This window comes from Robbsia andropogonis (genome assembly GCF_000970345.1).
Taxonomy (GTDB): Bacteria; Pseudomonadota; Gammaproteobacteria; order Burkholderiales; family Burkholderiaceae; genus Robbsia; species Robbsia andropogonis.
In genome coordinates this window covers 194,401-215,490 of sequence record NZ_LAQU01000005.1, presented here as the reverse complement: position 1 = coordinate 215,490, position 21,090 = coordinate 194,401, and the positions used below count along the sequence as shown (strand labels likewise).

At 57.8% G+C, this 21,090-nt stretch carries 17 protein-coding genes; 7 read left to right on the top strand and 10 right to left on the bottom strand.

Going from position 1 to position 21,090, the window contains the following annotated elements; genetic code table 11:
* Positions 1 to 30: 30 nt before the first annotated feature.
* From ugpE to ugpB, 3 genes are all read right to left on the bottom strand, one after another.
* Entirely contained in the window at positions 31 to 876 is an 846-nt protein-coding gene (ugpE, locus tag WM40_RS07290) for a sn-glycerol-3-phosphate ABC transporter permease UgpE (protein ID WP_024904159.1), read from the bottom strand.
* A complete protein-coding gene (gene ugpA / locus WM40_RS07285) occupies positions 873 to 1,760 on the bottom strand; it encodes a sn-glycerol-3-phosphate ABC transporter permease UgpA (RefSeq protein WP_036010844.1) in 888 nt (295 codons plus the stop codon). The genes ugpE and ugpA overlap by 4 nt, the downstream gene beginning before the upstream one ends.
* Positions 1,761 to 1,866: 106 nt before the next feature.
* On the bottom strand, positions 1,867 to 3,207 hold the full coding sequence (gene ugpB, locus WM40_RS07280) for a sn-glycerol-3-phosphate ABC transporter substrate-binding protein UgpB (protein ID WP_024904157.1): 1,341 nt from the start codon (positions 3,205 to 3,207) through the stop codon (positions 1,867 to 1,869).
* A gap of 259 nt (positions 3,208 to 3,466) precedes the next feature.
* Here ugpB and imuA point away from each other — a divergent pair, with 259 nt between their 5' ends.
* From imuA to WM40_RS07265, 3 genes are all read left to right on the top strand, one after another.
* Entirely contained in the window at positions 3,467 to 4,177 is a 711-nt protein-coding gene (gene imuA / locus WM40_RS07275; RefSeq protein ID WP_024904156.1) for a translesion DNA synthesis-associated protein ImuA, read from the top strand.
* Positions 4,107 to 6,110, top strand: coding sequence for a Y-family DNA polymerase (locus WM40_RS07270; RefSeq protein ID WP_236693418.1), 2,004 nt, complete (start codon positions 4,107 to 4,109; stop codon positions 6,108 to 6,110). Before imuA ends, WM40_RS07270 begins: the two co-directional genes overlap by 71 nt.
* A gap of 69 nt (positions 6,111 to 6,179) precedes the next feature.
* Complete coding sequence (locus WM40_RS07265; RefSeq protein WP_046152585.1) at positions 6,180 to 9,431, top strand: error-prone DNA polymerase; 3,252 nt, start codon at positions 6,180 to 6,182, stop codon at positions 9,429 to 9,431.
* Between the two features lie 80 nt (positions 9,432 to 9,511).
* Here the strand turns inward: WM40_RS07265 and WM40_RS07260 are convergent, their stop codons facing one another.
* Positions 9,512 to 9,994 (bottom strand): hypothetical protein, encoded by a 483-nt coding sequence (locus WM40_RS07260; RefSeq protein WP_024904153.1) that lies wholly within the window; start codon positions 9,992 to 9,994, stop codon positions 9,512 to 9,514.
* Positions 9,995 to 10,417: 423 nt separating this feature from the next.
* On the opposite strand from WM40_RS07260, the gene WM40_RS07255 reads away from it, so the two are divergent.
* The 3 genes from WM40_RS07255 to yghU all read left to right on the top strand — a co-directional run bounded on the left by WM40_RS07255 (position 10,418) and on the right by yghU (position 13,749).
* Complete coding sequence (locus WM40_RS07255) at positions 10,418 to 10,990, top strand: phosphatase PAP2 family protein (protein WP_157685744.1); 573 nt, start codon at positions 10,418 to 10,420, stop codon at positions 10,988 to 10,990.
* Positions 10,991 to 11,529: 539 nt separating this feature from the next.
* Positions 11,530 to 12,630, top strand: coding sequence for a porin (locus WM40_RS07250; protein ID WP_024904151.1), 1,101 nt, complete (start codon positions 11,530 to 11,532; stop codon positions 12,628 to 12,630).
* A 279-nt stretch (positions 12,631 to 12,909) separates the two neighbouring features.
* The gene (gene yghU, locus WM40_RS07245; RefSeq protein WP_024904150.1) at positions 12,910 to 13,749 is read left to right on the top strand and encodes a glutathione-dependent disulfide-bond oxidoreductase; all 840 of its coding nucleotides are present in this window, start codon (positions 12,910 to 12,912) and stop codon (positions 13,747 to 13,749) included.
* 115 nt (positions 13,750 to 13,864) lie between these two features.
* Here the strand turns inward: yghU and WM40_RS07240 are convergent, their stop codons facing one another.
* The 6 genes from WM40_RS07240 to WM40_RS07215 form a co-directional block, all read right to left on the bottom strand.
* Positions 13,865 to 14,695, bottom strand: a complete 831-nt coding sequence (locus tag WM40_RS07240; protein ID WP_024904149.1) for an SDR family oxidoreductase — start codon at positions 14,693 to 14,695, stop codon at positions 13,865 to 13,867.
* A gap of 172 nt (positions 14,696 to 14,867) precedes the next feature.
* Entirely contained in the window at positions 14,868 to 16,370 is a 1,503-nt protein-coding gene (gene hydA / locus WM40_RS07235; protein WP_024904148.1) for a dihydropyrimidinase, read from the bottom strand.
* On the bottom strand, positions 16,367 to 17,095 hold the full coding sequence (locus WM40_RS07230; protein ID WP_024904147.1) for a maleate cis-trans isomerase family protein: 729 nt from the start codon (positions 17,093 to 17,095) through the stop codon (positions 16,367 to 16,369). The genes hydA and WM40_RS07230 overlap by 4 nt, the downstream gene beginning before the upstream one ends.
* Positions 17,096 to 17,113: 18 nt before the next feature.
* Entirely contained in the window at positions 17,114 to 17,959 is an 846-nt protein-coding gene (locus tag WM40_RS07225) for an ABC transporter ATP-binding protein (RefSeq protein ID WP_024904146.1), read from the bottom strand.
* Positions 17,960 to 18,128: 169 nt separating this feature from the next.
* Positions 18,129 to 19,025 carry an ABC transporter permease gene (locus WM40_RS07220; protein WP_082102500.1) on the bottom strand — a complete coding sequence of 299 codons (897 nt, stop codon included), beginning with the start codon at positions 19,023 to 19,025 and terminating at the stop codon, positions 18,129 to 18,131.
* Positions 19,026 to 19,051: 26 nt separating this feature from the next.
* Positions 19,052 to 20,071 carry an ABC transporter substrate-binding protein gene (locus WM40_RS07215; RefSeq protein ID WP_036010826.1) on the bottom strand — a complete coding sequence of 340 codons (1,020 nt, stop codon included), beginning with the start codon at positions 20,069 to 20,071 and terminating at the stop codon, positions 19,052 to 19,054.
* 282 nt (positions 20,072 to 20,353) lie between these two features.
* Here WM40_RS07215 and WM40_RS07210 point away from each other — a divergent pair, with 282 nt between their 5' ends.
* Complete coding sequence (locus WM40_RS07210) at positions 20,354 to 21,076, top strand: GntR family transcriptional regulator (protein WP_046152529.1); 723 nt, start codon at positions 20,354 to 20,356, stop codon at positions 21,074 to 21,076.
* Positions 21,077 to 21,090: the final 14 nt, after the last annotated feature.

Genomic DNA, 21,090 nt, shown 5'->3' with positions numbered 1-21,090 from the left:
TTATCGTTCCTTGAATTGTCTGGTGTGCCGTTACTTCTCGGTGTCAACCAGGCCGCGTACAAACCACCGCTGCATCGTAATCACGACCAGCAAGGGCGGCAACATCGCCAACAGGGTTGCGGTCATCACGAGATGCCACTCGGTGGCCGTGTCGCCCGTGCCGATCATCTGCTTGATACCCACCACGGCCGTCTGCCATCCACTCTGGTTGATCACCAGGATCGGCCACAGATATTGGTTCCAACCATAAATAAACGTGATGACGAACAGCGCCGCAATCGTCGTCTTCGTCAGAGGCAAGACGATGTCGATAAAGCAACGCATCGGACCCGCGCCATCGATGCGGGCCGCTTCCAGCAGTTCCGCCGGCAGCGTCATGAAGAACTGCCGGAACAGGAAAGTCGCCGTGGCCGAGGCAATCAACGGCAACGTCAGGCCCGCATAACTGTTCGTCAAGTGCAGCGTGGAGACCACCTGCACCGTCGGGAAGATGCGTACCTCCACCGGCAACATCAACGTGATGAAGATCAGCCAGAATGCGGTATTCCGGAACGGAAAGCGGAAAAACACGATGGCATAGGCGGACAGGATCGATACGACGATCTTGCCGAAGGTGATGCCCAACGCCATTGCCAGGCTGTTCAGCAGCAACGTCCCGAACGGAGCCGCGGCGTTACCGGTGCCATGCGTCCAGACATGCGCGATGTTCTCGAAAAGATGTGTGCTGGGAATCAGCGACATCGGCACGGTGAACACCTCGCTTTCGCTCATCGTTGCCGCCGCGAAGGCGATATACAACGGAAAAGCAATCACCACGAGACCGGCTATCAGCACGGCATGACAGAAGCAATCAAATCCACGCCGATGCTCGATCATACGTATTGCACCTTGCGCTCGATGAAACGGAACTGGAAGACGGTAAGCGCGATGACGATGACCATCAAGACCACCGACTGCGCACCGGCGCTGCCGATATCCAGTCCCCGAAAACCATCGGCATAGATTTTATAAATCAAGGTACGGGTAGATTGCGCGGGCCCCCCTGCCGTCGTGGCATCGATGACCGGAAAGGTATCGAAGAACGCGTACACGACGTTCACGACAAGCAGGAAAAAGGTTGTTGGTGCGATCAGGGGGAAGGCAATGCCGAAGAATCGGCGCACGGGACCGGCGCCGTCAATGGCGGCCGCCTCGATCAACGAACGCGGGATCGCCTGCAATCCGGCGTAGAAAAACAGGAAGTTATAGCTGACCTGCTGCCAGACGGATGCCAATACCACCAGGAACATCGCTTGACCGCCATTCAGTGCATGGTTCCAGATGATGCCGTGCGTTTGCAGTGCATGGGCGATCACGCCAAGGCTGGGATTGAACAGGAACACCCACAAGATACCTGCCAGCGCCGGTGCGACCGCGTACGGCCAGATCAGCAATGCGCGATAGAAACGGCCACCGCGCACGACCCGGTCCGCACACACCGCCAGCAGCAAGCCGATGACGAGTCCCGCGACGGTGACCATCGCACAAAACCAAAGCGTTGTCTTGAAAGACGCCAGGTACAACGGGTCCGCGAACAGCTCGGTGAAATTCTGCAAGCCGACGAAATTGCTGGAAAGGCCAAATGCGTCCTGGGTCTGCGTGGATTGCCAGAGCGCCTCACCCGCCGGCCACAAAAAGAAGATGGCGGTGATCGCCAATTGCGGCAGAATCAGCAGGTACGGCAACCAGGAAGTGCCGAACGGCGCATGCCCGGCACCGATCCGGGCGCGTACGCTTGCAAGCGCCCTTTTACCTGGCGGGACCGGCGCCGCCTGTACCGATGGCGCATCGGCACCGCCCGTTGGGGGCACGTTCAACGGCGTCACGTCAGCTACCGGATTTCTGGAAGCGGCGCAGCAAGTCGTTGCCGCGCGCCACCGCCGAATCCAATGCACCTTGCGGCGTCTTCGTGCCGCCCCAGACTTGCTCCAGTTCCTCGTCGATCACTACGCGAATCTGCGGCATATTCCCCAGACGCAGGCCTTTCGTGAACGGCAACGGCGGCTTGTTCATCATCTGCTTGATCGCCGTTTCGCTGTCCGGGTGCGTCTTGTAGAAGCCTTGCGCCTTCGTCAGGTCATAGGCAGCCTTTGTCACCGGCAGGTATCCGGTGTCCTGGTGCCACTTGGCGGCAACCTCTGGTTTGGTCAGGTAAGCGAGGAACTCGGCAACGCCCTTGTAGGTTTGCTTGTCCTTGCCCCCCATCACCCACAGGCTCGCGCCGCCGATGATCGCATTCTGTGGTGCGCCTTTGACACTCGGATCGTACGGCAGACTACCGGAGCCGAAGTCGAACTTTGCATACTTCCTGATATTGGCCAACGCTGCCGACGAATTCGTCGTCATGCCGCAATCGCCACTATAGAACTTGGCGTTTGGCTCGTCCTGACGACCGACATAGCTGAAAGCGCCTTCATTCTGCATCTTTTTCAGGAAAGCGATATGCGCGACCTGCAGCGGTTTGTTGAATTCCAGCACCGCGTCATCGCCATCGAAACCATTATTGCGCGAAGCAAACGGCACGGCATGCCAGGCGCTGTAGTTTTCCAATTGGATCCAGCTTTGCCACCCGGACGCGTAACCGCAGGACAGACCGGCCTTGCGCAGTGCAAGTGCGTCCTGTTCCACTTCCGGCCAGGTGCGCGGCGGCTGATTCGGGTCCAGGCCGGCCTTGCGGAACGCATCCTTGTTATAAAACAGTACCGGTGTCGAACTGTTGAACGGCATGGACACCAGATGACCGGTCTTTGCATCGCTGTAATAACCGGAGATCGTGGGAATAAACGCACTTTCGTCCAACGGTACGCCGGCATTCTTGAAGACATCATAGACCGGCACGATCGCACTCTTCGCACGCATCATCGTGGCCGTTCCCACTTCGTAGACCTGCAGGATCGCCGGAGCGTTGCCGCTGCGGAACGCCGCGATACCGGCGGCCAGCGTCTGGTCATAGGTACCCTTGAATACCGGCGTGATGTGGTACTCGCTCTGGGACGCGTTGAAATCCTTGGCTATATCGTTGACGCGCTCGCCCAATGCGGCGTCCATCGCGTGCCAGAACGGGATGTCGGTCACCGCATAGGCGGAAGCGCTTGCCAGTGCCCCCCACGTCATTGCCGCTGCGGTGCATATCGTCTTAACCGCTCGGGCCAGAGGCACGTGTTGCATCGGGCGTTCTCCTGTCGTCTACATGAATGGAATCGCGATCGTATGACGCATTTGTTGCAACAACGTGACGTCATCGAAATGACATGATTGCTTGCTGCGACAATACCGTGCATTCGCCGTTACCGCGATAAGCGTTAGTCCGGGTAAGGAACGTAATCGGCGGATGGCTTGGCCGTCGTTGTCGCTCCTGCATCCCTTTCTGGCATTTTCTGGCGAGCACGCTATACTGCTGTACATTCATACAGTGTTCAGGTGAGCCATGCAGCATGCCACGCTCCAGCATCCGGAAACCATTCACCCCTCTTTGTGGCGTGCCTCCCAGCTCGCTCAGGCAAAGCTATCCTGCATAGCGCCAGGGGATAGCCGTCTGGCGGTCGAATTACCAGGCGGCGGCTGGCCTGTGGGCAGCCTGACTGAATTGTTGTTACCGCAAGCCGGCATCGGGGAATTCCGGTTACTGCGGCCGGCGCTACAGAACGTGGCGGCACGGCCCTTGATGATGCTGTGCCCGCCGCACATTCCCAATCAGCAAGCCTTTCAGTACTGGGGGCTGCCAATTGCGCAGTGGCAGTGGGTGCGCGCGAATCGTACGGCGGACGCGTTGTGGGCAGCAGAGCAGATCCTCCGTACGGGGGGCTGTGGCGCCTTGCTTTTCTGGCAGGACCCGATTCGGCCAGAAGCCTTGCGTCGACTGCATCTGGCCGCTCAAGCCTCGTCTTCGCTGTTCTTCCTGTTTCGACCGTTGAACGCCGCCCACCGGACATCCCCGGCCCCGTTGCGGCTGGCGTTGCAACCGGCGCCGGACGGATTGTCGGTGACCTTTGTCAAGCGGCGCGGTCCGACCACAGAGCAGTCCCTCGTCTTGTCTTTATCGCCATCTCCTATTTTATTAAATCGCCATGCGTCTCTGGATCGGCGTCTTTCTGCCGCACCTGCCTCTAGAAGTATTTCGGCCGACTTGGTCCAGTGAGACGCGTGCATATTGCTCCCAACCCTTTGGTGCATCGAGCCTTGCATCGACCGTACTGGACGCGCCCAAGGCACCTGACTCACCGAACACGCGTGCCGCGCCAGGGACACCGATGCCATTGGTCGTTCTCGAACAAGGCCGAGTCGTGGCGATGAGCCGGGCCGCACGCGAGGCCGGTGTCCGTCTGGGAATGAAGCGCGGTGGGGTGTTGACCGTCGCGGAGCAGGCCGTGCTGCACGACCGGGACCTGTTGCGTGAAGCCGATGCATGGCAAGGCGTCGCCTTGGCCTTGATGCAATACACGCCACAGGTCGCGCTGCTGGACTGGGCACGCGCCTCACGGCAAACCATGACAGGTGATCCGCAGCGCCAGACGTCGACGCCGATGCAGGGCCAGACATGGGGGCAGGCTGGCACACGAATCGACGCACCGATCATCGTGGCCGATATCTCGGCCAGCTTGCGGCTGTTCGGCGGCATCCGTGCCTTGCGCAAACGCATTCGTGCGACGTTGGCCAGCAGCGGCCTGACGGCCCGGCTCAGTCTTGCACCCACTGGTACCGCCGCTGCCTTGCTGGCCCGTGCCGGAGGTGCCACGGTATTGCATCCGGCTGATCTGTCGGAAAAGACGCGTTTACCAGCTGGTAGCCACCGCCACCGTACACCGCGTACGTTGGATCGGATACTGGGCCCACTGCCGTTGCCCCTTTTGCCGGAAGCCCGGACATATGTGGAAAGCTTGAACAGCCTGGGGTGCCCGACATTGGACGATCTGCGCCGCCTCCCGCGCGCGGGCGTCAAACAACGTTGCGGCGAAGCTCTGGTCGATGCGCTGGATCGTGCGCTGGGTATGGCAGAGGAAGGGTTTGAATGGCTCACAACCCCGGAGCGGTTCGAGCAGCAGCAAGCCTTGCCCGATCGTGCCGACGATACCCCCCTGATTCTCGCGAGCGCAACCATGCTGATTAGTCGATTGACTGGATGGCTGGCCGCTCGCCAATGGGCGGTGACGCGTTTCACGCTGTTGCTCGAACACGAGCGAGGTCGAGAAGCACGGCCCCCCACACTGATCGATATCGCTTTAGCCGACCCTGCCTGGCATGACAGCTATCTACTACGTCTGGTCCGCGAACGACTGGTCAAGACCACACTGGATGCACACGTGATCGCGGTACGATTGCACGCCACCGCGGTCGAGCCGGCCACGCCACTGAGCACCAATCTGTTTCCGGAACCCGGCGGCAGTCCGGCCGATCACCGTCGACTGATCGAATTGCTACAGGCGCGGCTCGGCGTCGATAATGTCCTGCAATGCCTGATACGGGAAGATCATCGGCCGGAGCTGGCGAATCATTGGGGTCGAGACGAGACCCGTGGCGTGCCCAAACATCGCACCAAAGGCCGAGCCGACCATCCTGATTCACCCGACTCCCACGGCACGCGTAGCCTCAGTGAAGGCGCTCCATCCATCGTCAAGGCCGGCAGTCTCTCTCATGCCGCACGAGCACGCATTGCCCGACTCACGCCGCGTCCCGTGTGGTTGCTGGATGCGCCGCTGCCACTACAGACGCGTCAGCATCGGCCATTCTATCGCGGTTCATTACGACTAATGTCGCCGGGTGAGCGTATCGAATCAGGCTGGTGGGACGATGCTGTCGTGACACGCGACTACTTTGTCGCGCAAGCCGAGGACCACACCTGTTATTGGATCTTTCGAGAGCGCTTTGGGAAAAAAGCCGGGATGCTTGAAAATAAGCATACCGAAGCAAATATTGAGACATATGATGGTATAAAAACCGATCCACAAGCGGACGACCATATCAATGCCGCGTTGCAGAAGCCCCCTGCTCAACCGGGACAGAATGGCAGTGCGCCGAAAAAAAACCCACCAGAGGAAGACGCACATTGGTTTCTACATGGTTTTTTTGGGTGAATGCGTATGGTCGATCGCCTCGCACCGACGTCGCCCGATGCTTCCCTGCCCGTATCCGGCTTGACACCAATGCCCGCTTACGCGGAGTTGCAATGCTTCTCGAATTTTTCCTTTTTAAGGGGGGCTTCCCATGCCGAAGAATTAGCGCAACGCGCGGCGCAACTGGGCTACAGCGCGCTTGCGATCACCGATGAGTGTTCTTTGGCTGGCATCGTGCGCGCGCATGTGGAGGCAGAGAAAGCCGGGCTGCCGCTCATCATCGGCGCAACTTTCACCTTGGTCAGTAACGATGTCCAGAGCCCATCGCTCGAACTGGTGCTGCTTGCATGCAATATCGAAGGCTATGGCAACCTGTCCGAACTGATCACGCTAGCCCGCACCCGCACCGGCAAAGGCCATTACCGCCTGACCCTTGAGGATCTCGCGACACCGTCGCCCAAGCATGCCGCGCTGCGCGGCATGCCTGATTGTCTTGCCATTCTCGTGCCATCCTATCCGGCCTTACCTGCCGACGATGTGCTGCTGACGCAGGCCCACTGGGTTGCGCGCACCTTTCCCGGGCGTGCCTGGCTGGGCCTGACACTGCACGCGCGGGCGATGGACGATCTGCATCGCGGCACGGTGGAACGCGCCGCGGCGGCCGCAGCCATTCCGATGGTCGCCCTGGGCAGCGTGACGATGCATGTACGTTCGCGCAAGCCGCTGCACGATGTATTGAGCGCGATCCATGTCGGCCGGCCGTTATCCGAATGCGGCTATGCCTTGTCTTCGAATGCCGAATCGCACCTGCGCTCCCGGCTACGCCTGGCCAATCTCTACCCGGCGCGGGCACTGGCGGAAACCATACGCATTGCACAGGCTTGCACCTTTTGTCTGAAACAACTGAAATATGAATACCCGGACGAACTGGTGCCAGCCGGTGTCACGCCCACTGCCTATTTGCGACAGGAAACGTATGTTGGTGCGAAACGACGTTTTCCGCACGGTATTCCGCTAAAAATTCAGGAACAACTCGAACACGAGCTGGCCTTGATCGCGGATCTGAAATACGAAGCGTATTTCCTGACGGTCTACGATCTCGTGCGGTTCGCACGGAGTGAAAACATTCTGTGCCAAGGCCGTGGTTCCGCCGCGAACTCCGCGGTCTGCTACTGCCTGGGCATCACCGAAGTCGACCCCGACCGCAGCAGCATGTTGTTCGAGCGTTTTATCAGCAAGGAGCGTAACGAACCACCGGACATCGACGTCGACTTCGAACACCAGCGGCGCGAAGAGGTGATCCAATACGTCTATCGCAAATATGGCCGTGACCGTGCCGCGATTGCCGCCGCCATCTCGACCTATCGGCCGCGCGGCGCATTACGCGATGCCGGCAAGGCACTGGGTATCGATCCGGCGCTGGTCGATCGCGTGGCGAAAAACCACCAATGGTTCGATTCCAGCCGGGAATTGCTGGAACGCTTCAAGGATTCAGGGTTGGACCCGGAGGCCGCCATCATTCGGCAATGGGCACATTTCACCACCCTGTTGCTAGGGTTTCCAAGGCATTTGTCGCAGCACAGTGGTGGTTTCGTGATCAGCCGCGGCAAGCTGTCGCGACTTGTCCCGATCGAAAACGCGGCCATGCCGGATCGCAGTGTGATTCAGTGGGACAAGGACGATCTGGAGTCGCTGGGTCTGCTCAAGATCGACATCCTGGCGCTCGGCATGCTATCCGCGATACGACGTACGTTGGCACTGGTGTCCGACCGACGCGGTGAGCCTTTCACGCTGCAGGATATTCCCGACGGGGATGATGAAACATACGACATGATTTGCAAGGCGGATACGATCGGTGTCTTCCAGATCGAGTCACGGGCGCAGATGAGCATGTTACCCCGCCTTCAGCCGCGCGTGTTCTATGACCTTGTCATCGAGGTCGCCATCGTGCGTCCTGGCCCGGTACAAGGTGGGATGGTGCATCCCTACTTGCGTCGACGCCAGAAGCTGGAGCCGGTCACCTATCCCAGCACCGACATGGAAACGGCACTGTCGCGCACATTGGGTGTCCCCATTTTCCAAGAGCAGGTGATGCAAGTGGCCATGCTGGCGGCGGGCTTCAGCGCCGGTGAAGCGGACAGTCTGCGGCGGGCAATGGCGGCATGGAAACGTAAGGGCGGCCTTGAGCATTATTACGAACGCATTGTCAGCGGCATGCTCAAACGCAAATACGATCGCGCGTTTGCCGAAGCGCTGTTTGCACAGATCAAGGGATTTGGCGAATACGGCTTCCCGGAAAGCCATGCCGCCAGTTTCGCATTGCTGGTCTACGCCAGTTCCTGGCTCAAATGCCATGAGCCCGAGGCCTTTCTCTGCGCCATGCTGAACAGCCAACCGATGGGATTTTACTCGCCGTCGCAACTGGTCCAGGATGCGCATCGGCATGGCGTGGTAATCCGCGGCGCGGATGTGATGCTCAGCGACTGGGACAGTACATTGGAAGCCATCGATGCCCATACCGTCCCCCGCTCCAGGGCAGACGTTCATGGCCCTCGGCCCGCGGTGCGGCTCGGTTTGTCGCTGATTCGTGGCCTTGGACAAACCAGTGCGAGACGCATCAAGACGGCGCGTGCGATAAGGCCTTTCACCGATATCGCCGATCTGGCATATCGCGCGACGCTCGATCGGCGTGAACTGCACCTACTGGCCTCCGCTAACGCCTTGTTGCCGCTGGTAGGAAATCGACGGCAGGCGCTATGGCAAGCGATGGGGGCAGACAGCCAACCCGAGGCCGTTCGGGCATCAAGCATGCCAAACACCGATATAGCCTGCGCCGCCCACATGCCGCGCTCCAGCGGCCGGACAGGCGACCTGCTGCGTCAGGCACTTAGCGATGACGCCACTCCGGCATTTTCCCCACCCAGTGAAGGGGAGCATATCGTCGCGGATTACCGCGCGACAGGACTGACCCTGGGTCGCCATCCCCTTGCGCTGTTGCGACCGCAATTGCGCAAGCGCAAGCTGCTCGCCGCCAATGAATTGTTTCTGCTGAAAAACGGTCGTGCCGCGCGCGGTTGCGGCATTGTTACCGTCAGGCAGCGCCCTGGTACCGCCAAGGGCGTGATGTTCATGACGCTGGAGGACGAGACCGGATCGATCAATGTCATCGTATGGCCCGGTCTGCTTGAAAAACAGCGGCGCGAGGCGTTGCATGCCTCGCTGATCGCCGTCTACGGCACCTGGCAATGCGAAGGTGAAGTCCGGCATCTGGTAGCGCACCGGCTTGTCGACTTGTCCAATTTATTGGGAGGGCTGCCAACGGTAAGTCGGAATTTTTGTTGAGTGCAACGTGCGCGGCTACATAACACGTGGCGGCGCTTTCCTTTTTGGTACACGCAATCCATTTGAACACTGATCAAGCGTTAAAAGGTCACCGTGACAAACGCTTGTTGGCTCTGTTCGACATCGCCAGAGCCTTCATAATGCGACCTTTGATCCGGTTCCGGTATTGCCGCCGGGCTTTTAGGAGGTGCCGTTGCTTTTGCCGTTACCTTGCCGTCGACTCCCACCTCCTTCCCGCTACGCCATAAAACCGCCTTGCCATTGATCGTGAAAAAATCGCACCGTGAAATCTCACCTCGTTTTACATGCAAGACTAACTTCCCAGCAATACCAGGTGGAACGCCAAACTGCCCGCTTTGATAAACAGCCTCCGCGCTTGCCGATGTCTCCACACCATCCACGCAAATTAGCGCGCCGTCTATCTTGACAAACTCCTGGCCGCTGCCCGCTGTATGGGCAGTGAGCTTGCCCACTGGTCGGCTAGGTACAAGCGATACCGTGCGATCATTGATCGCCATCACTACGCGATCACCATTTACCAGCACTTCTCCAACGTCATTCATATTCTTCCCTATCAAAACCCTGACCACGCAATAGCGACAGCGTACCTTTTGATCGACCCGCAAAATAGTTGGCCAATCGATCTAATCTACCTTGCCCGAACAAACGTAACGGCCTCTCTGAGGAAGCCAGAATGCGTATCAGCATTTCTGAATGAGTTTTATAAAATGCCTGTTAGTTGCATTTATTGTTGCGTTAAAAATTGTTGTCAACAACCTCTCCACATTCTTAGCCCCCTCTCGGAACACCCATGAACACCGATATGACCACCTGCTGCTGGATCACGGAACAATGCTTTTCATTCAGCTATACTGCCAGCCATTTGCACGCATCAAGATAGACACGCCTCGACGACGCGCTCACGTTTTGGTCAATGTCACCCGTCAACTCATTTGCGCGATCCGCGCCGTTTGCATAAGGCTTCGATGAACAGCCTGCTGGATGTCACAAATCTCGGCGACACCGCCTTGCTATTGCCACTCGCACTGGTACTTGCCATCTGGATCAGCACCCGCTTTCCTGGACGCGCCTTGACTTGGTTCGGAACGATGCTCGCCGCCATGGCGCTCACCGCGCTCTCCAAGGTCTATTACGGCGTGACCAACATGCCGTTGGAACCCATTCATTTCCGGATGATCAGCGGGCATATGGTGTTTTCGTTCTCGGTATGGCCGATCCTCGCTTTTGTCGTCGGTAACACGATCAGCCAGCGCCTAGGCTATCTCCTCGCTGCGCTCGCCGCGATAGGATGTCTCTTCATCGGCTACTCCCGATTATTCGGTTACCACACGCTCTCGGAAGTGGTCGTCGGAACACTTCTCGGAGGCGCCGTCGCCTTCACAACGTTGCGACGCTGGCGTTCTCCACCAATCGCGTTGCCCCATGCCGCCGTCTTCCTCCCGCTGCTATGCGTAACCGGCTGGATCTGCTACGGCTATCAAGCACCGTCGAACGATATTATTGATACAGTTAGTCACTGGGTCCGCATGCACATCTGATCAACGTTCTCGTGGGCTGGCACAGGCGTATCGAGGTTGTGTCGATACGACCCTGGCACAGTCCAGCCAGACCTTCTCCGCTGCAGCAGACTACCCAATCTCCATCCTGTCACATAGCCGCCGGAAACAAGGCCGCGCGCCGATTAGCCCCGGGCATTTTGATTATCCCTGTGCGTGCGCATATTGCTCGCCTAACATATTAAAAACCTATTACGGGAATGCCTCGCTATGCATTCTCTCAAACCTCCCATCCCTCCTCTTCATCCGTTACTCGCGACCAGTCTTTCCAGGCACAATGCGGTCCCCTTAGTTGATTTGCATGCATTGTCAATAGAAAATCCAGGCCGCTTTATAGAGGAACCATACTATCCTTACGAATCATTAATTTATAGGTTTTTGTGTACGAAAAACATCACATTTTGGCTTCTCAATTATTATCCGGATTATTGAAACAATAAGATGCGTCCCGTTGGAGACATTTATGCAATCCGCGCAATGGCGTGACAAATGCTCCTCATAAAAATGATGAAAGGAAAATCGTGAATAAATCGATCCTGGCACGCGCACTCGGTGGTGCCATTCTGGCACTGGCCGCACAACATTCGTTCGCACAGTCATCGGTAACGCTGTATGGCATCGTGGATACCAGCATCCGTTATTTGACGAATGCCAATGCAGCCAACGATAGCCAAACATCGATGGGCGTCGGTCCGATCACCGGCAGCCGCTGGGGCTTGAAGGGCAGCGAGGATCTGGGTGGCGGCTTATCGGCGATCTTCCGTCTCGAAAACGGATTCAACCTGTGGAATGGCGCGTATGCCAGCTCCGGCACCGAATTCAATCGGATGTCCTACGTTGGTTTGGCAAGCAAGCAATACGGCACGTTGACCTTCGGTCGCCAGAACACCCCGCTGTTCGACCAATTGGGCGGTGCGTATGATCCGCTGACCGTGGGTAACTACGACCAGGACGGCTGGTTGCCAGGCGCATTGGGCTATGGACTGCGCGCGAACAATTCGGTCAAGTACAACGGCACATTCGGTGGCTTGAACCTGGACGGCATGTACGCCTTCGGCAACACAGCGGGCAGTACCGGCGCAAACAATATGTATGGCTTCACGGCCACCTACACGCTGGCCTCTCTCTCGATGCTCGCCGGCTACCAGCAAAACAGTGACGCGGCAAACCGCAAGTACCGCGTCGTCAACGTGGGTGCCACATACGCATTCACCACGGACGTGAAGGCATACGCCGGCTGGCTGCATTCGCAGGACAATACCGGCATGGTCGACATCTACATGGCGTCGTCCGGCTCGGCCGCAGCCTCGCTAGCGGTACGCCCGAACACCAACCGGATCGACGACGGCTTCTATGTCGGCGCGACGTACCAGGTGACCGCGCCGTTGATGCTGTCTCTGGCCGGCTACTACGATCACGCACGTAACGCGCAGTACGCCAATGCGACGCTGGGCCGCGCGGTGCGCTACTCGGCGGTGCTGTTGGCTGAATACTCGCTGTCCAAGCGCACCGAAGTGTACGCCACCGTTGACTTCCAACGCGGTACCGGTGCGGCAAAAACCGATTTCCCGGGTCGTAACAACCAGACCGGCGTCGCGATCGGCCTGCGTAACGTGTTCTAAAAAAATCTCAAAAAAGGTTTATCGGACGACATGCGCTACCCTCCCGGTAGCGCATGTCGTCCGCATCACGGCGTGGTCGCTCCTGGATCAAGCAATACCAGATCCGGAGTCGACCACGCCGTTTTTCTTTTGCGTGCCCGTTGACCACCTCCGCTCGACGCCGAGCGGCGTGACATATATCACCCCATGGCGTTCCGGAGTGCACCGCCGGTGAGAAAATCGATTAAACGCTAGAATTCACCGGTGCGTATTCAGTGCATACCAACCGGAGCCGCAAGAATGAGCGATTCGAATCCATATCAACCGCCGAAAGTCTGGACCCCCGCCACTTCCGGCGGCACTTTCGCCAGTATCAATCGACCTGTCGCCGGCCCGACTCATGAAAAGTCCCTGCCCGTAGGAAAGCATCCACTACAACTCTATTCCTTGGCCACACCCAATGGCGTGAAAGTCTCGATCATGCTCGAAGAGCTGCTCGCATTGGGTCACGACGGTGCCGAATATGATGCATGGCTCATCCGCATCTCAGAAGGTGAGCAATTTTCCAGCGGCTTCGTCAATATCAATCCGAACTCCAAGATACCCGCGTTAGTCGACCACAGTGGCGCTACCCCAGTGCGTGTCTTCGAATCCGGCTCGATCCTGACCTACCTCGCGGACAAATTCGGCGCGTTGCTGCCCACCACGCAGCCAGCGCGTGCGGAAACAATGAACTGGTTATTCTGGCAGATGGGTTCCGCACCCTATCTCGGTGGCGGCTTTGGCCATTTCTATGCGTATGCGCCGGAAAAGTTGGAGTACCCGATCAATCGCTTTGCGATGGAAGCAAAGCGCCAACTGGATGTGCTGGACCGCCAATTGGCGCAGCATCGCTATATTGCGGGGAATGAATACTCCATCGCCGATATTGCTATCTGGCCATGGTATGGCGGTCTCGTGCTAGGTGCCGTATATAATGCCGCGGAGTTTCTAGCGGTTCATGAGTACACCCACGTGTTGCGCTGGGCCAAGGAGATCGCCGAGCGCCCCGCCGTCAAACGCGGTCGTAAAGTGAACAGCATACGCGGTGACGTGTCGGAGCAGGTTCACGAGCGGCATCACGCATCCGACCTGGACTGACATTTCACACAAAGTGCATGCAACACCGGCGAGCGGAGACGGCCTAGCAGTCCACCGCGCTGGTGCTACGCAACTACAGCATCGCGCGCCACCGCCGCCGCGGTAACGCGCAACGCTAGCCGCGACCGACAAATGGCATATTGCTGGCCATCACCGTCATATTCAAGACATTCGTCGTCAGCGGCAGGTTGGCAACATAACTCACCGCATCCGCCACATCGCCCACGTCGCACATAGGCTCGGCCGCTGTCGTGCCATTGGCCTGCAGCACGCCTTTCCGCATTCGCGCCGACAGTTCCGTAAGCGCATTACCGATATCAATCTGACTCGCGACGATATTGAAAGCACGTCCATCCAACGCGATGCTTTTCGTCAGGCCAGATACCGCATGCTTGCTCGCCGTGTATGGTGAGGAAAACGGTCGCGGGGCGTGCGCCGAAATCGATCCGTTGTTGATGATCCGTCCCCCTTGCGGCGACTGCCGGCGCATCAAACCAAATGCCGCGCGAGCACACAGAAACACGCCGGTCACATTGGTGTCGATGACATCGCGCCATTTCTCCACGCTCAGTTCATCCATCGGCACTGCCGGAGCGTTGATTCCCGCGTTATTAAAAACCACATCCACACGCCCATATGTGTTCTCGATCGTCCCGAATAACGCGTCGACACTGGTCTCATCGCGAACATCAGCGGTCACTGCCAACGCGTCGCCACCTTGCATGCGCGCCTCTTCCACAAAGCCGTGCAGCAGCTCCGCTCTCCGTCCGGCCACGACGACCGTAAAGCCATCTCGTAATAATCGCCTGGCCGTCGCGCGTCCAATACCACTCCCCGCGCCGGTAACCAATGCAATACGACGCGCACCGTCCGGGCGAACTGGACCGTCAGAGGCCGCTTGCGTCACTCCGACTAGAATGCCGTGCTTGTTGCTGTTGTCACCCATGTTGTCTCACTCCTCGACGCTGTTTTATTATGATCTACATGGTAGCGCAATCAGTGGTACACGATGGCGTCCGATATAGTGCATCCATCCGGCGAAGCTGCCAGCCCAAACCAGATGATGCAACCCGATACTCACGACCATCGATTAAAAGGCCAGGACCGGTCCATGACGCCTAAAGGCCGATATCTGCAAGCCAAGGAAACAACCGATCTCGCCCCGGACGTTGTTGCCGGTGATAGGCAACCGGCCGATCACACTTGAGAAACTGTCCGCGCCCGAGCGCAGTACTGAAGGTACCGCTACCCCGATCCCAGACCACGTCACCGCGCGACAGCGTCAGCGCTGGCCAGGCGCGAACCGCACGCCCTTCATAGGGCGTGTAATCCACGGCATGATGCAATGCACTGTTCCGGATCGGCATGGGATCGAAGGTATCCCAGATAACCAGATCGGCATCGCAACCAATTGCAACGCTTCCCTTGCGAGGATAAAGACCGTACATCTTGGCAGGGCCGGTAGCGGTAACGTCCACGAAACGGTGGATATCGATCCGTCCGGTCATGACCCCTTCCGAAAACAGCAATGGCAAACGCGTTTCCACCCCTGGGATACCATTCGGCACGCGATCGAATGATGCATCAACGCCATGCATCTGCTTGCCGCCCTCACCTGCATATTTGTACGGTGCGTGATCCGAAGAGAACACGGTAAAGATCCCGCTGTCCAGCGCCTGCCAGACTTCGTCCTGATTCGCCGCATCGCGCGGCGGTGGACTGCAGATGCATTTTGCGCCGTTGAAGAGGTCGCCCTCGCAACCTTCCAGATCGTCCGCGGTTAGAAACAGATACTGCGGGCAGGTTTCCGCGAAAATTGGCGCGCCACGCTGCTGTGCCTGACGAATCTGTTCGATGGCTTGCTTTCCCGAGACATGGACGATCAATACCGGCGTATCCAGCATTTCGGCAAGCGAGATCGCACGATGCGTGGCTTCCCGTTCGACCAACGGTACGCGTGACACCCCATGAAACGATGGCGCCCGACTGCCGCGTGCTAATAACCGTTCTGTCAGCCACGCGATGCAGTCGGCGTTTTCCGCGTGGATCATCGTCATCGCCTTTTCTTTACGAGCGATTTCCAGCACGTCCAGAATATGACGATCCTCCAGCTTCAGCGAATCATACGTCATGTAGAGCTTGAATGACGTATAGCCTTCCTCGATGAGCCCCGGCAGTGTTTCAGGCAACTTACCGGCTTCCGCATCGGCGATGATCAAGTGAAACGCGTAGTCGATGATGGATTTGCCCTCCGCACGCCGATGGTAATCATCGATTGCCTCGCGTAGCGAGCGGCCTTTTTGCTGCGCTGCAAACGGTATGATGGTGGTCGTGCCACCGCAGGCGGCAGAACGGCTTCCCGTTTCGAAATCGTCGGCATTGATCGAACCGTCCGAGCTTGGCTGGTCCAGATGCACATGGGCATCCACGCCGCCAGGAAGAACCCAGCGACCGGCGGCATTAATCTCCCGCGTGCCATTCGCCAACCCACGTCCCATCGCAGTGATCGTACCGTCCACGATACCGATATCGGTATCGAAAACATCTGCCGCCGTCGCAACGCGTGCATGGCGGATGACCAAGTCAAATGCCGCTTTCGATGTCATTGCCTGCTCACTCATATCACCTCCCGAAAAAGCCGGCCCCAGCCCCGCACCCGCTTTGGATCTGTTCCCGACAGTAACAGGGATTTCCAGACCACCGTGGAAATCGTGTCGTAGATTGGAATGCCTGTTTCCTGCTCCAACGCCTCCACCAGTGGTGCGCCCCGCAGATTCGTGCAGAAAATCGAAATGGCATCCGGCTTCGCTTCGGCCACTTCATGCACCATACGCCGAATCGTGTCCGCATTCACTTCGGAAAACGAGAAATTATCGCGCTTGTTCAAATGCCTTTCTGCAACACAATCCCACCCGGCACCACGATACGTTTCGATGACCTTGGCCTGAACGTCATCCGTGTAAGGTGTCACCAGGCCAAAGCGCCTGACACCCGTCTTTGTAAATATCTCATTGAGCGCCAACACCGATGTACATGCCGCAATACCGGTACGTTCAGTGATACGGGCGCAAAGACGTTCGTCTGCATCAAAACCAAGCCAGCCGGACGACGTGCCGTTCCAGCCAATGACGTCGAGCTTCGCATGCGATAACAACTCGGCAGCCGCAAGAATCGGTTCATCGTCGAATTGCGCGAGCGCGTTATCGGATAGCGCGATCTCCGTCACCTTGAAGCGACCGAAATGAGCACTGGTGTCTTCAAGGCCGTCGATCATCGCGGACGTGACCGGCTCCAGCGTGGTGTTGGAAGACGGCGTCAACATGCCGAGTAGATAGCGTCGCTTCATGATTTCATCCAGTTTACATCAAGCCATTTGTTCTTCACGCAGCAGTTGCCTTGCCGCCGACGCTTCTTCCCGGATCAGTGCATGCACATGGCGCTTGAGATCGTTGAATGCAGGCGACGTGATGTCCCGCGGCCGCGGCAGATCGACCGAAATCAATTCTCGAATGCGACCGGGACGATGCGTCATGACGGCTACTTTTGTCCCCAGTAGCAACGCTTCGTCTATGCTGTGGGTGACGAACACGATCGTCGAGCGTGACTGTTGCCAGATGGTCACTAACGCTTCCTGGATCTCCTCCTTCGTCTGTGCGTCAAGCGCGGCAAAAGGCTCGTCCATCAACACGACATCCGGATTCATCAACAAAGCCCGGGCAATGCCCACGCGTTGGCTCATGCCGCCGGACAATTCGGTCGGGTAATGATTTTCGAAACCGCGCAAGCCGACCATATCGATAAACGTTTGCGATAGTTCACGCCGTTGCGCGGCAGACTTCCCTTTGAGTTTGTAATGGAAAGCAATGTTGTCCCATACGGGTAACCACGGCATCAGTGTAGGTTGCTGGAACACCATGCCGCGCTCCGCACCAGGCTTGCTCACCTGTTTTTCGCCCACACGCACGCTACCGGACGTGGCCGTCTCGAAACCGGCGATCATGTTCAACAACGTCGACTTGCCGCATCCCGATGGGCCGAGCAGGCAGAGAAATTCCTGCTGCGCCAAATCAAGATTGATACCGTCCAGTGTTGTAAGCGCGGTACCGCGCTTCTGGTCTGTAAAGACCTTACTGACATTTTTTATTTCAAGATACGCTACACCGGATGACTGCACGGTGCCTGCGGCACCTTTGTCGCAATGTTGCTGCATGAAACACTCCGATTCATCGAGCCCGTGTGCCGAGTACGACACGCAAGGGCAATAATTCTGCAATCATGGTCCGGTCGTCATTCACCACACAGGCTATCGATTTTCCAGCACCCACCAGATGTTCCCGCCCGTCGCCATCACAGGGATAGCTGCCTGACATACGGCGACGTCAATGTTGCCGCACCGCGCCGCGACGTTGCCAATGCAGAACGCGCGCCATCACTTCTCGCATCAACACATCCGACAGATAGCCAAGGACACCAATGCTGATCATCGCGCCGATGACCAGGTCATAACGCAAAAAGTAATACGAATCCCACAATGCATAGCCAAGACCGCTTTTAACGGCGACCATTTCGGCCGTTACCGTCAGCATCCACGCCGAGCCGATGGCAATCCGCAAACCGGCAAAGATACTCGGAAGCGATGCCGGCAACACCACGAAGCGCAACATCTGCGATTGCGACGCACCCATCATGGACGCAGCACGAATCAACTGGCGATCCGTGTTTTTCACACCGTGAATCGTATTCATCAGGATTGGGAAGAACGCCCCGAGGAACACCAGGAAGATCGCCGGTTTGTTCGCGATACCAAACCAGATGATCGCCAATGGTATCCACGACACCGGTGGCACCGGCCGCAGCAACTGCAATGTCGGCTCCATGGTTCGCTCGATCCAACGCCACCACCCTATTGCAACGCCCAGCACGACTCCGGAAACGGCTGCGATGACATAGCCCGCCAACACGCGCCCAAGGCTCGCAACCGCATTCGGTCCCCAGGTACCACCATAGCTACCCGAGATGCCATTCGTCCCGAAAATCCAGTCGATCAACGTCACGATTACCCGCGACGGCGCCGGAAGCAGGGACTGCGGAATAGCGCCCGAGCGCGAGAATGCCTCCCATCCGGCAATCAGCACCGCCGGAACGATAAGGCGCGTCAACCACGTCGCGCCAGCGTGAATCGCGCCTCGCCCCGTCTTCAGTCGCGCCGGCCGTGCCGCCTCTACCGGCGTGGCGACGGGTTGTCGGGACCCTTGCGCGCGTTGCGTCGTATTCATTGTTTGCATGCTCGTTCAGTACGGAATCAAAAGCCGAGCGCGGTCTTGGGTTGACCGGTCGCCTTGCTTAGGAAGTCGTAATCCATATTCGCCGAAATCTTTGGTGTGACGTCGGTAGATACGTAGTGCAAGTCACGCATCATCTTGGCGATGGCATCGGTCTTCAGGCGATACATCTTGTAATCAGGGAACGCATTTTTCAGTGACTCGGCCGCAACAGACTTGTCCAACGCGGTGTATTTGTCGATGGCACCCAGCCAGCCGGCATTGCTTTGTTTTAAACCATCTACCATCTTCACCACCGCATCCACCGTCTGCTGTACCTGTTCTGGATGCGCATTGATGTAGTCGCGACGCGTAACAATCAGATTCGTCAAGTTGCCGGCCGCCTGATCGTACGGCAGGTTGAACAGATCGCCGGCGCCGGAGAGACGTATCTGTGACGCAAACGGTTCCACCGCGCACACGATGTCGATCTCGCCACGCTGCAATGCACCGATGTCATCGGCAGGATTCGGGATGTTAATGAATTGCACGTCCTTGTCGGGGTTGATGCCATGCATCAGCAATTCGCCGCGCATATGAATATCCTGCGCGTTGCCGCGGGATGCGGCCACCTTGAGCGGCTTGCCGGCCGCTTTCGCCGCCGCCACCTTCTGCTTCATGCCGTCCCAATCGTTTTCCTTCAAGCCAAAACCCTTGCGTGTCAGGATGGCCGAACCGCCATTGACTTGCCCCGACACGGCTACGACATCGAAGCCACGGTCCAACGCCGTGACGAAGTGCAAATAGGTGACTTGTGCAATATCCACGCTGTGCGATATCAATGCGGTCAGCACGTCATTGCCGGACGTGAAGTTGATCGCATCGATCTTCGTCTTGCTGTACTGCGGCACCAGTGCCATCGACAGGCATTGCGCGCATTTCGCAAAGCCCAGTTTCACCATATCGCCAGCCGGTGCCTGCGCGTGCGCAGCCGACATCGTCCCAAGCCCGGTGAAAGCCGACGTCACCACCGCCACGAAATATTGCTTGAACGTCGTCACTCCTGGCTCCTCAGTGAAATTGAAATGAAAATCCGTGTCCTTGCCTTGGACCGACGCAAAACGAGCTGACCACCGCTCCAGCCCTTTCACCGGCACCCGGAACATTCAGTACAGAACGTCGTCATGCGAACATTTACGAGTCAGATTGTATGCAATCAAAAAAACAATCAATGACGGTTTCAAAATAAACTTTCGATGCCAGTTTTCAGGAAAACTGCCGACAATCGCGACCGTTTTTGTCATATCATCGCGGCAGCACATCCCGATGTCTTACGCGCAGTCATGGATCAAAACGCCTCGCTCGAACCTTCGCGCAACGCGGCCTCCACCGCGGAGCGGCCGCCGTTTTCAAACGACGAAATTTATCGCCGTATTCAAAATGCGGTACTGGAACATCGCCTGCCACCGGGGACACGATTGGTGGAGGAACGGTTGGCGGAAGTATCCGGCGTCAGCCGAACAAAGATTAGGGAAGTATTGAATAAGCTCGCGCACGAAGGGCTAGTGACAATAGTGCCGAACAAAGGCGCGTGCATCGCCAGTCCAACCGTGGAGCAAGCACGAGACGTGTTCGTTACCCGGCGAATGATCGAGCCGGAAATGGCGCGGCTCCTGACCCGCGCCATTACCTCGCCGCAAATCAAGGCGTTGCGCCGGCATGTGAAACAGGAGAGCGATGCGCGCAAGCGCAACGACATGCATGCGGTGATCCGCCTGTCAGGCGAGTTTCATATTCTGATTGCAGAGATGGTGGGCAATGAAATCCTGCTGCGCATGATGCGCGAGCTGGCGCCGCTGACGTGCTTGATCATCCTGCTTTATGACAAGCCGAACGCGCCGGCTTGCCCACACCATGAGCACGATCATTTCATCGACGCCGTGGAAGCGCGGGACCCCGACCGTGCGGCGCAATCGATGCTGACGCACCTGCAGCACATCGAGGCCACTATTAGCCTCACCAGCCCGCCAGCCACGCAACCCGATATCGAAGCGATCTTCAATTGATACGAGCGGCACGT